The sequence below is a fragment of the Promicromonospora sp. NPDC059942 genome, from assembly GCF_042731755.1.
GTDB lineage: Bacteria > Actinomycetota > Actinomycetes > Actinomycetales > Cellulomonadaceae > Promicromonospora.
In genome coordinates this window covers 109,399-120,778 of the sequence record NZ_JBHWLR010000007.1, presented here as the reverse complement: position 1 = coordinate 120,778, position 11,380 = coordinate 109,399, and the positions used below count along the sequence as shown (strand labels likewise).

The following is an 11,380-nucleotide window of genomic DNA, read 5'->3' as shown; positions in this document are numbered from 1 at the left end:
GGATCACCCGGCCCCGACGGCGTCGATGACGATGGCGACCCGGCCCGTCGCGGCGCGGGCCGCGAGAGCCGCCGCGTTGCCTGAGGCCACCTGCACGTCGACGACGGTCTGGTCGCCGAGTGCGGCGTCGCCCGAGACCCCGATCACCGTGGCGGCGATGGCGAACGGCGCTTCCACCGGCGGCTCGCCGCCGGTCGCGGGCGTCTCGACGACGCGCACGGAGTCGCCGGCGTGCAGCTGGCTGGTCGGCATCTGGCTGGGCGTCAGCGCGATGCCCACGATGGACTGGCCCGACGGGGGCGCGAGCTCGTCCGTGAAGCTCGTGGACGTCAGGAGCTGCCCCGGCTTGAGGTCGGCCGTCGCGATCTTGTCCACGACCTGGTCGAACTTGTCGGCCGAGACCGCGTCGAGCGAGGTCGGCCCCGTGGGCAGCTCGGCTGTCACGATGTCGCCCGCCGTGATGGCGGCGCCGCGCGGGATGTCCGTGTTCACGGCCAGGACCTGGTACGTCTTGCCGAGTGTGGTCGCCAGGTAGAGACTCGCCAGCACGCTCAGTGCCACGAGCGCGAGACCCAGGGCGATGAGGGCGGGCCGGCGTCGGGCGCGCGTGGGTTTGAGCGGCCCGGGGGGTGCGGGTCGCTGGGGTCTTGTCGCGGACCGGGCCTGCTGTTCCTGGTTCGCGACCTTCGTGCCACTGCTCACCGTGCCGTCTCCTCCGAGCCCATCGACAAAGTCCGCCAGGGGTCTTCCCGGAGCGGAACCCGTCGAGGATCCCATGCCTGCGCCTGTCTCCACCGTGCTCCCGCCCGTGCTGTCGAGGGCTCCTGCGGTGTCACACGCGTGTCACCGCAGGTAATCCTCATCCAGACGGGCGGACCCGGCAGGTTGAACGCTAATCAGCGTTCCGGGTGCTCGCTAGGTCAAGGAGACTTCAAAAGTGTGGAGATGGCTTGAATATTGAGTGACCCTCAGACAATCCTTCGATGGCACGTCAGAACCACAGTTGTGGCATTGACTCTGCAGGTCAGGCATGAGATAGCGAGTCTCTGCCAGTGTCGAGGACAGAACGAGAGGGCCCCGCTGGCGGTGGGACCCTCTCGCGATGAGGCGAACTTCGGACGACTTCAGGGCATCACGCACCCCCCAGTGCTCAGCCCGTCGGCCGTCGTCGTCCCTCACCATCCCGTTCGCCCGGTTGTCCCCCAGACAGACCACCGGACTGAACGGCTTCCGCCAGCCGTCGCACTGCGCGACTCGCCCGCTGGCGCAAGGCTGCGTGCGAGATGCCCAGCTCGTGGGCCACCCGCCGCTGATAGTTCCCGCGACCCGAGCCGAGCTCGGCGTACTCCGGGAGATCGGGGTCCGGCGCGTAGAGCCGCGCCAGAAGTGCTGACTCGTCCCGCGTGAGGACGTCCTTGTCCAGCCCCCACGCGATGACGTCGAGGACCTCGCCCGTCGGGCCCAGGGACAGGCTCGCGAGCGAGTAGACCGCGTCGGGGCCGGGCTCGGGCACGGTCGGCCGCTCGAGGACGGTCAGCATGTCCGTGTCGGTGGGGATCTCCGCCACCTGGGGACCGCGGCTCGCCCGGCCGCCCCGGGCGTGCGGGGCCTGGTCACCGACGACGCGCGTCAGGGTGTGCCCCTGCAGCCGCATCGCGACCCGGCTGCTGCGCTCGAGGTCGTAGTGGGTGATCGCGTCCCACATCGCGGCGGCGGCCTCCTGCTCGAGGTCCTGCACGTCCGGGTAGTGCCGGCGCGACCGGCGCACGATGGTGCGGACCGCGGGCAGCATGCACTGCAGCACCGCGCGCCCTGCGGCGAAGCTGCCGCTCGCGTGCTCGACGATGAGCGCGTACAGCACCTCGTCCGCCTCGTCGGGCGCGAGCCGCACGGGCTCGCCCCGCCGCAGTCCCGCGAGCCGGGGGAAGCGTGCGACGAAGCGGTCGATCTCGGTGGCGAACGATCGCGTACGGACCAGGTCTGCCCAGTCGTGGTCAAGCTCTCGCATCAGCGTTCCTGATGCCGGCGCCGGTGTACGTGCAGGCATGGCGGTTCCCCCCTCCGTCTGCCCCGAGTCCATCGGGAAGGTGTTGCCCGCCACTGTTGCCCGCTCCCTCCGAGTCCCTGTGACCTGCGTCACACTCGGCCAAAACCCCTGCTCGACCGATGTCACACGAACACATCACCAGCCATTTGTGCTGAGCAGACGCAACTGACGGATCAACGGGAGAGGCGAGATGAGCAAGGACGAGCTCGACCAGGCGCCCGGCGCCGGACTCGGCAGCACCGACCTGAGCAGTACGGACCTGCAGGCCGCGGACCCCGGTCCGACGGCCTTCGACCACACGTGGTCGCTGCTCCGGGACACCGCCGAGGTGCACGCCGCACGCGGTGAGGTGGCGCCCGTGGTGCGCGACCTCATCGCATCGCTCGCCGAGGACCCCCTCGGTGAGAACGACACGACGATCCGCCTGACCGAGGCGCTCGACAGCCCCCGTGTGCGCAGCGCACGCGAGGCCCGCGCGCGCATCCGGGCGGACCTGCAGAACGAGGTGCACACGCGATGAGCTCGCTCCTCGTGCGCCGTCGGGGCAAGAAGGCCGCCAAGCCGGCCGAGCTGCCCGGCCCCGCCGACGGCGTCACCGGCACCGCCTCCCCCTGGGCGGGCGGTCCCGACCGGCCCGCGACGCCCGCGTCGTCGGGCGGCGGAGGTGCGGACGACGACCCGCCGCCCGCCGTCGTGGAGTGGTCCAACGGCCCCGCCCTGGCCACCAAGGCCTGGGGGGCGCTGCTCGCGCTGGCGCTGCTCGCCGGTCCCGCGGCCCTGGTGTGGACCGCGCTGCGGCCCGCGCCGGCCCCCGTCACCGCGGTCGCCGGTGCGGCGAGCACCGCGCAGTCCGCCGCCGCGACCGAGCGCGCGGTCGAGCTCGTGGAGACCTGGCTGCGGGCCGACAGCAACGACAAGCAGCTCATCGCCTCCCTGACGAACGCCCCGGTCGGAACTCTCCCCCAGGAGGGCCAGACCATCCGCGACTCGTCGGTGGCACAGGTCGAGGAGGCGGAGAACGACGTCTGGTCCGTGACGGTCGGCGTCGACGTCGCCGAGCCCGCCCCGGGTTCGACGCCCCCGCCCGCGGACGGCCAGGCGAAGGAGGGCGAGCAGGCCGAGGTCCCGCTCGTGTGGGTGCGTCGCTACTTCCAGGTGCCGGTGCTCGTGCAGCGCACGGACACCAGGTACTCCGGACCGGACCTCGCGGTCACGGCCCTCGCGCTGCCGTCGCCCGTCCCCGGACCGGCGGCCGTCGCAGAGGCTCCGGACCTCGGCTACTCCGAGACCATCTCCCCGACGTCGCCGGCGGGCCAGTCCGTGGCCGGGTTCCTCGCGGCCATGGTCGCGGGCGACGGCGAGATCACGCGCTACCTGCGCCCCGGCACCTCCGTCTCGGCCGTGACCCCGGCCCCGTACACGGCCGTGGCCGTGACGGGCATCAAGGGCTCCCACGAGGTCACGGAGAACCCGGCCGACGGCGACGGGACGCACGCCCTGACCACCGTCGAGCTCACGCGGCTCGACGGCAACAAGACGACCGCCCAGTACGTCCTCACGCTCGTCGCGCGGGACGGCCGCTGGGAGGTTGCCGGCGTTGAGCCGGCTGTCCGTATCGACACGACGCCAACCGGCACGACCGACCCCGGCACCGCCGGGGAGTAACGAAGGAGAGAACCATGATCAGCGAGATCGTTATGGCCGACGGCTTCCTCGACCTCATCACCGTGAAGTCCGAGGAGGTCAAGAGCGCGATCGAGTCCGTGACCTTCGTGGTCGTCATCCTCATGGTCGTCATCACCGCGGTGAAGACCAAGATGTCGATCGCGGCCATCCTGATGTCCGCGATCGTGGGCGGGATCGTCCTGTGGCTCGTGAACGGTGGCATCAACGTCACCTCCGAGCTCGCCAAGGACGAGTTCGACTCCGCTCCGGCGATCGTGAACACGCAGACCGTCCTCTGACGGTCGCGGGAGCAGGGCTGCAGGTCAGGAACATGGGCATGGCGCTGGGGGCAAGGCACAGGGTTGGTCGGACGGGCGCATCCGTGCGCCCGGCGTGTGGTGAGGAGGGTGTCCGGTGACCGAGACCGCGAAGTTCTACACGAAGGCCCGACGCATCCCCATGCTCGTGGGGAAGCTGCCCAGCGGCGGGCGCATCTGGGGTGGTCCGTACACGATCACCCAGGTGGGAGCGGGCGCCGTGGTGGCGTTCGCCCTGTGGAAGACCGCCCCCCTGTGGGCGCAGCTCGGCGGTTTCATGAACATCGTGGTCGCCGTCGGTGTCGTCGTCGGGGTGGTCTGGGCCACCGGCAAGCTGCCGAGCTCCGGGCGCAACCCGGTCGCGTTCGTCATGGACGCGATGAACCTGACGTCGAGCCCGGGCCGCCTCGTGGGCGGGCAGGTGTCCCTGCCCAAGCCGCGCCTGCTGACGCACCGCGTCATGGTCGTGGTGCCGGGCGCCGCGGTCCGGAGCGAGCGGCTCGCCGAGCCGACGCCGCGCCCCGTCGCACCCGCCGTGCCGGTCGGGACGACGCGACCCGTCGTCGTGCAGCCGGTACCGACCGAGCTGCTGCCGGAGCTGACCAGCCGCGGTCCCGCGGACGCGACGTTCGAGGGCCGCCGGCTCGACCCGGGACCTGGCCCGCAGACCGGCCGCCAACCAGGACGGCAACCGGACCCGCAACCCGCCGCACAACCCGCCGCGCCACCCGGCAGACGCTCGCCCGCGGACTGGGCGGCAGCAGCCGCGACCGCGGCGGCGGACCGCAGGAACGCCGACCTCACCGGCGTCGGCCAGCTGCTGGCCGGGAAGCCGAAGAACACCGACCGCCCCGCACCGACCACCCCGCGAGAGGACTGAGCCCCCATGCTGAGCCACATCTCGGCCCTGACGGACGGCCTCATGTGGACCCGCACCGGGACCGTGTGGGCGGTCTGGCGCGTGTCACCCGTTCCCTACGCCTTCCAGCCGGACGACAAGAAGCACGCCGCCCGGCGGCACCACACCGCGCTGTACCGCGCGCTGCGCGGCGAGTCCCTGCACCTCGGCCTGACCGCGGCCACCGACCCGGCGTCGGTGGTGCTCTCGATGATCGAGGGCGTCGACCTGTCCGAGCGCGAGGCCTGGGCCGCCGAGTGCGAGGCCACCCTCGACTTCCTGGAGCAGATCCCGATCGGGCGCCGCGTCCACTGGATCGCCGCGCCGCTCGCGAACCCGGGCGCCAAGGCGTTCATGGAGCCGCTGCACGCGAGCTGGACCACGCTCCAGGACACGCTGATGATGCCGCGGTCCGTGCCGGGCCGGCACGCGATCGGCGAGCGGGCCGCCCAGGCGGAGGCGCTGCGCAAGGAGATGCCCTCGGCGTTCGACCCCCAGCCGGCGTCGGTGGCCGAGATGGCCTGGATGTTCGGCCACGCGATGCAGCGCGGCCTCGGGCTCGACACGGCGGTCCCGGTCGACGGGTCGCTGGACGCCGAGATGCACCTGTCCGGTCCCTCGGTCCTGCCGTCCGCGCTCGTGGACCCGGCCGGGCAGACGGACTCGGAGAAGAAGCTCGGGCCGCTGCAGATCCTGAAGCGGCCTTACGTGAAGGTGCTCGACCCGACCAACCCCGAGCTCGCGTCGTACCAGACGACGCTTGTGGTGAGCGACACGCCGTCCGGCGGGATCGTCTACCCGGGGTGCGAGTGGATCGGTCGCGTCGACGAGTCGGGCGTGCCCTGCGACTGGGCCATCCGCATGACCGTGCGCTCGCGCGACGAGGTGACCAACCGCAACCGGCGCGCGGTGCGGACCCTCAACGACCAGTTCGACCAGCGCTCCGAGGAGGAGCGGGCCGGGTCGTCCCTGGACACGACGGCACGTGCGCTGGGCGAGTACCAGGCGGTCATGGACGCCGACGAGCTCGAGGTCGAGGTCGACGCCACCACGATGTTCACGGTCTCGGGCCACACCCCGGAGCAGGCCCTGGACGACGCCCGCGACCTGACCAAGTACTTCGCCGCCATGCAGTTCTCGCTGCGGACGGACCCCACGATCCAGCCGACCCTCTTCGAGGCCACCCTGCCGGGCATGCCCACGCCGCGCGCGGTGCGGGAGTACTCGCAGATCACGACGGCGCGGGCCTTCTCCGCCGCCGTGCCCTTCGCGACGACCGAGCTCGGCGACACCTCCGGCGCGCTGTTCGCCCTGGAGATCTCGAACGGCGCGGCCCGGCCCAACCCGGTGTTCGTCAACCTGGCGGGCGCCACCGACAAGCTGGACGTCGCGCTCGCCATGGGCTTCGTGGGCGAGCTGGGCTCGGGCAAGTCGGTGAGCATGAAGACCGTGGCCATGGACAACGTGGACATGGGCGCCACGCTCATGGCGGTGGACCACACCGAGATGGGCGAGTGGGGTATCGCCGTCTCGGAGATCCCCGGCTCGCAGGTCGTGGAGATCTCCGAGGACGCGACGGTGTCGATGGACCCGCTGCGGATCCTGCCGCCCGCGCAGGCACCGCGGGTCGCCCGCGCCTTCCTCACGGTGCTGCTGTCGGTGCAGACCAAGTCCGAGCAGAACGTGCTGCTGTCCAAGGTGCTGCAGACCGAGTACATGTGGCGCAACAAGATCACGTCGCTCGGCTCGCTCGCCCGGCACCTCGAGGAGGAGTGCGAGTTCCCGGGTGCCCGGATGCTGGCCGACGAGATGCGGATCTTCTCCGAGCTCGACTTCGGCCGCGCCCTCTTCGACGACACGCTGCCGCCGCTCGACCTGAGCTCGCCCGCGATCGTGCTGCACACGCACAAGATGCAGCTGCCCTCCCGCGCGGACATGGAGCACGGCCACCTGTTCGCCGAGCTCAAGGCGGAGAAGGTGTTCGGCCGCGCCACGTTCGCGCTCATCGCGGCCCTCGCCCGCTACCGCTGCTTCGCGGACCGCTCACGGCTCGACATCTTCGCCGCCGACGAGGCGTCCAAGACCATGTCGTCGCCCGAGGCGGCCGAGGAGATCGGCACGTTCATCCGCGACGGCCGTAAGCACAAGGCCGCGCTGCTGCTCGGCAGCCACGACGCCGAGGAGGACTTCGGCAACGAGGTGGTCCGCGGTCTGATCCCCTTCCGTGTGCTGCTGCGCCACCGCGACTCCAACCTCGCCCGCAGAGGCTTGCGCTGGCTGCACGGCCTGCCGACCGACGCCCCCGTGGACGAGGGCCTGGTCAAGCTGGTCACCGAGGGCACCGCCCCGGTGACGGACGCCGCCGTCGGCGTGGTCGAGGAGCGCCGCGGCGAGTGCCTCATCCGCGACTTCCAGGCCCGGTACGGCCGGGCGAAGGTCATGGCGCCGCTCGTGGAGAAGCGCGCCCAGACGGTCAAGACCACGCCGACGAGCTCGACCGGTGCGGTGATCGGGGCATGATCGGGCTGGCGCCCCTCCCGTTCGCCGACCCGCAGGGTGGGCTGAACCTGGAGGACACGCACGGCGTGGCCGTCGACCGGTTCATGCTCCAGTGGGACACGGGCTCGCCGTGGAACCCGCTGAACGTCGACTCCGAGATCTTCTCGACCCTCGCCGGCATGTTCTGGGTCTGGTACCGCGACATGGTCGCGGTGCAGATCTGGGTGCTCGACTGGGTCCTCGGCATGGACTGGCTCGGCTACATCCTGGCGCCGCTGGCCGGGCTGAGCATCATCGTGCAGGGCATGGTCGCGCAGATCGGCCTGCTCAACCTGATGCTCATCATCCTGGCGTTCGTCGTGGGGTTCTGGCTGCTCAAGGGCCGGTACGCGGGCGGTTTCATGGAGCTGCTCATCGGCTGCGTCATCGCCGCGCTGGCCACCGGGTTCCTCGCGAACCCCATGGCGACCATCGGCGGTGAGCAGGGCGTCATCATGCAGTCCCGCGACGCCGGCATGGACATCGCCACGGGCTTCGCCACGGAGGGTGCGTCGTTCGAGCGGGACTCCACCGTGATCCGGGACGGCCTCAAGGGCCAGCTCGTGGACACGCTGCTGCGCGCGCCGCACCAGATCATCAACTACGGGTCGGTCATCGACGGCACCGGCTGCGAGGACGCCTACACCGAGAACGTGGGCCGGGAGAACGCCGTCGACGAGATCGGCGGTTGCGACGCGGCCTACAAGGAGGCGGCGTCCACGGTCGACGCCGGCACGGTCGTCTCGACGCTCAGCCTGCTCACCACCGGGTTCGTGTTCCTGCTGCTGTCCGTGGTGATCGTGGGCGGCACCATCTTCGCGGTGCTGCTGCTGGGCTGGTCGGCCATCAAGCTGCTCTGGCAGCTACCGGTCGGCGTCATCTCCAGCGGCACGCGGGCGCAGCTCTTCCGCACGTTCGCGAGCGTGGGCTTCGGCTGCATCCTCGTCGCGATGGCCACGATGTTCCTCGTCGCCTGGATGAAGATGCTGCTCGGCTTCTACGACGCGACGAGCGGCCTGCCGTTCCTCGTGCGCCTGTACCTCTTCAACACCCTGGTCGTCGCGGGCGCCGTGTTCTACGTGCTCATGGGCGCGAGCGTGCGGCAGGGCCTGCGGGCGCTGGCCGACAAGCTCGCGGCCGCCGGTGTGCCCTCCCAGATCGGCGAACCGGCCGCGATGCCGTGGGACGGCACCGCGAAGTGGCGCGACCGGTACAACAAGGCCAAGTCCTGGGCGGGTGTCGGCCTCGGCCCGGCCCCGGTGCAGCCGAACGACAACGCGGTGCAGATCGACGGCGACGACGCCCCGGCCGCGGGTCCGTCCGCCATGGACGGCGCCCCCGGCGGTGGCACGGTCGGCGGTGCCGCGGCAGGAGCCGCCGCAGGAGCGGTCGCGGGGCGCGCAGCCGGCGACGACAACCGCACCATGCCCATCCCGGTCGACGGTTCCGGCTACGACGGCGGACCGGACGGCGGGCCGGGGAGCGGGAACGGCGGCGGCAACGCCTGGAGCACCGCCGCCCGGACCGTCCAGGACGGTTCGCCCGACGGCGTACGCGGGGCCGGCGACCAGGTGCCCGACGCGACGAACGTCGGCGAGAAGGCGGGGAACGAGCCGTCTCCCCACCTGCCGCCGACCGCCGGCGAACGGCTCAGCGACCGGCTGGGCAGCGCGGGCCGTGCGGGGACGTCGATCGCGCTGCAGGCGGGTGCGATGGTCGCGAGCGGCGGCACGTCCGCCGCGGCGGCCGGGGCCTCCAAGGCGCTCACCGTCGTCCGCAAGGCGGGACAGGCCAAGCAGGTCCTGGGGGCGGTGCGCGGCCTCGGGCGGCGGGGCGAGCGGTCGCAGAGCGCGGCGCGGCTCGCCCAGTCCCTCAACGCCGCACGCCAGGGCGGTGCGGCGCCGGGCGTCGGGCCGCAGCCCTCTGCCATCGTGCACAACCCGGGACGGCGTCAGATGCGAGAGCTGGGCCGCTGATGAAACGCACGGTGATCGTGGTGCTCACGGTGGTCGCCCTCGCGATCGGGACCTGGATCGGCTGGCCCCGCGAGGGCGGTCCCGCAGCCGACCCGACGACGGAGGTGAACCCGGGCGCCGTCGCCCCGGGGAGCCAGGACGACTTCGACAACCCCGTGGGCACGTCGGACGACACCGACGACGCGGCCGCCACCGAGGCGGTCGACGGCGACCCGGCGGCCGGGGATCCCGCGGTCGAGGTGACGGCCGAGCCGGAGTTCGACGAGGCCGCGCCCGCCGAGCCCGTCGAGGCGACCTGGGACGAGACCGTCCGGCAGGCCGCGCGGGACGCCGCCGTCGCGACGATCAGCGCGTTCGCCGCCACCGACCAGGCCGAGGACGCCTGGTGGGACGGCCTGAAGCCGCTGCTGACGCCGCAGGCGCAGCCCGTCTACCAGGACGTCGACCCGCGCCTCGTGCCGGTCACCGACGTGACCGGTGACCCGGAGGTCACCGACGAGACGTCCACCCTGCTCGCGGAGGTCGCGGTGCCCACCGACGTCGGCGCGTACACGGTGCTCCTGACCCGGGCCGACGGCGGGGCGCCCTGGCTGGCCGAGCAGATCAGGCCGCCGGAGGGGTCGTGAGCGGGCGGGACACCGTCGGGCTCGCGACGCGGGTCGTGTCGCAGGCGGCCCGGTCCTCGCGCTCCGGCAACGGCAGGAAGAAGGACGACGGGACCCGGCGCGCGGTGCTCGTGCTGGCCGTCCTGGTCGCAGCCGTCCTGGCGGTGCCCGCGGCGGTGGTCGCGATGGTCGTGCTGGTGGGTGGCGCCGTGAGCGAGAACCAGTCGCAGAACGGCTGCAGCATGTCGGCGTCGGTGGTGCCCGCGGGCGGCCAGCTGCCGGCGGCCGGCGGCTTCACGGGTGAGCAGCTGCAGAACGCCGCGGTGATCCTGCAGGTGGGCCAGGAGCGCGGGGTCCCGGCCCGCGCACAGGCCGTCGCGGTGATGACGGCGCTCGGCGAGTCCGGCATGCGCAACCTGAACTACGGCGACGACCGGTTCGGCGTGCGCAACCCCGACGGCTCGCTGACCTCCTCGATCGGCATGTTCCAGGAGCAGAAGTGGTACGGCACGGTCGAGGAGCGTCTCGACCCCGTGCAGTCGTCCGGCCGGTTCTACGACCGGCTGCTCGCCGTCACCGGCTGGGAGACCCTGGAGCCGACGATCGCCGCCCACAAGGCGCAGCGGAACGCCGACCCGTACCACTACCAGCAGTATTGGGACCAGGCGCTCCAGGTGATCCAGCTGGTCAGCGGCGCCGACGCGGCGGACCTCGACGCGCTGTCGCAGTCCATCCAGGGCTCCGCGGCCGCCGCGCCCTGCATGTCCGGCTCCATCGGGCAGGCCGCCGTCAGCGCGGGCGGCTGGGCCAACCCTGCGGTCGGGTCCAAGGCGTCCGGGTTCGGGCCTCGCAACACCGGTATCGCCGGGGCGTCGACCTACCACATGGGCCAGGACATCGCGGCGTCCTGCGGCACCCAGGTCTACGCGGCCGCGGCCGGGCGCGTGGTGATCTCCGGCGCGACCGGCTGGGGCACCGGCAACACGATCCGCATCGAGCACGGCATGGGCCTCGACTCGACCTACGGGCACCTGCTCACCGGCACCAACCTGGTGCGTGTGGGCCAGACGGTGCAGGCGGGCCAGCAGATCGCGTCGATGGGCGGCGACTCGCGCATCGACCCGGCGGGCGCCGGCACGTCGTCGGGCTGCCACCTGCACTACGAGGTCCGGATGAACGGCCAGGCCGTGGACCCGGAACCCTTCATGGCGGGCCAGGGCGTGACGCTCGGCGTCGCGACGCCGGTCACCGAGCCCGTCTCCCCGGACGGGTCGGACCGGTCGGACGGCACGGACGCCTCGGCGAACTGACCGATGATTTCTGCTCACCGCAGA

Annotated in this window: 10 protein-coding genes; 8 read left to right on the top strand and 2 right to left on the bottom strand. The window is 72.2% G+C overall.

The genetic code is table 11. The annotated features are described in order from the left end of the window. Positions 1 to 3: 3 nt before the first annotated feature. A complete protein-coding gene (locus ACFV9Q_RS13425) occupies positions 4 to 702 on the bottom strand; it encodes an SAF domain-containing protein (protein ID WP_377234815.1) in 699 nt (232 codons plus the stop codon). Between the two features lie 448 nt (positions 703 to 1,150). Continuing rightward, a complete protein-coding gene (locus ACFV9Q_RS13420) occupies positions 1,151 to 2,008 on the bottom strand; it encodes a hypothetical protein (RefSeq protein WP_377234814.1) in 858 nt (285 codons plus the stop codon). Positions 2,009 to 2,237: 229 nt separating this feature from the next. Here ACFV9Q_RS13420 and ACFV9Q_RS13415 point away from each other — a divergent pair, with 229 nt between their 5' ends. From ACFV9Q_RS13415 to ACFV9Q_RS13380, 8 genes are all read left to right on the top strand, one after another. Next, entirely contained in the window at positions 2,238 to 2,567 is a 330-nt protein-coding gene (locus ACFV9Q_RS13415; protein ID WP_377227354.1) for a hypothetical protein, read from the top strand. After that, positions 2,564 to 3,712: a hypothetical protein gene (locus tag ACFV9Q_RS13410; RefSeq protein WP_377234813.1), complete on the top strand. Its 1,149-nt coding sequence runs from the start codon at positions 2,564 to 2,566 to the stop codon at positions 3,710 to 3,712. Before ACFV9Q_RS13415 ends, ACFV9Q_RS13410 begins: the two co-directional genes overlap by 4 nt. A 14-nt stretch (positions 3,713 to 3,726) precedes the next feature. Beyond that, on the top strand, positions 3,727 to 4,011 hold the full coding sequence (locus ACFV9Q_RS13405; protein WP_377227356.1) for a hypothetical protein: 285 nt from the start codon (positions 3,727 to 3,729) through the stop codon (positions 4,009 to 4,011). 115 nt (positions 4,012 to 4,126) lie between these two features. Further along, positions 4,127 to 4,909, top strand: coding sequence for a hypothetical protein (locus ACFV9Q_RS13400; protein ID WP_377234812.1), 783 nt, complete (start codon positions 4,127 to 4,129; stop codon positions 4,907 to 4,909). 6 nt (positions 4,910 to 4,915) lie between these two features. Then, positions 4,916 to 7,447, top strand: a complete 2,532-nt coding sequence (locus ACFV9Q_RS13395) for an ATP-binding protein (RefSeq protein WP_377234811.1) — start codon at positions 4,916 to 4,918, stop codon at positions 7,445 to 7,447. Beyond that, positions 7,444 to 9,441 (top strand): hypothetical protein, encoded by a 1,998-nt coding sequence (locus ACFV9Q_RS13390; protein ID WP_377234810.1) that lies wholly within the window; start codon positions 7,444 to 7,446, stop codon positions 9,439 to 9,441. The genes ACFV9Q_RS13395 and ACFV9Q_RS13390 overlap by 4 nt, the downstream gene beginning before the upstream one ends. Beyond that, positions 9,441 to 10,067 carry a hypothetical protein gene (locus ACFV9Q_RS13385; RefSeq protein WP_377234809.1) on the top strand — a complete coding sequence of 209 codons (627 nt, stop codon included), beginning with the start codon at positions 9,441 to 9,443 and terminating at the stop codon, positions 10,065 to 10,067. Before ACFV9Q_RS13390 ends, ACFV9Q_RS13385 begins: the two co-directional genes overlap by 1 nt. After that, entirely contained in the window at positions 10,064 to 11,356 is a 1,293-nt protein-coding gene (locus tag ACFV9Q_RS13380; RefSeq protein ID WP_377234808.1) for a M23 family metallopeptidase, read from the top strand. The genes ACFV9Q_RS13385 and ACFV9Q_RS13380 overlap by 4 nt, the downstream gene beginning before the upstream one ends. Positions 11,357 to 11,380: the final 24 nt, after the last annotated feature.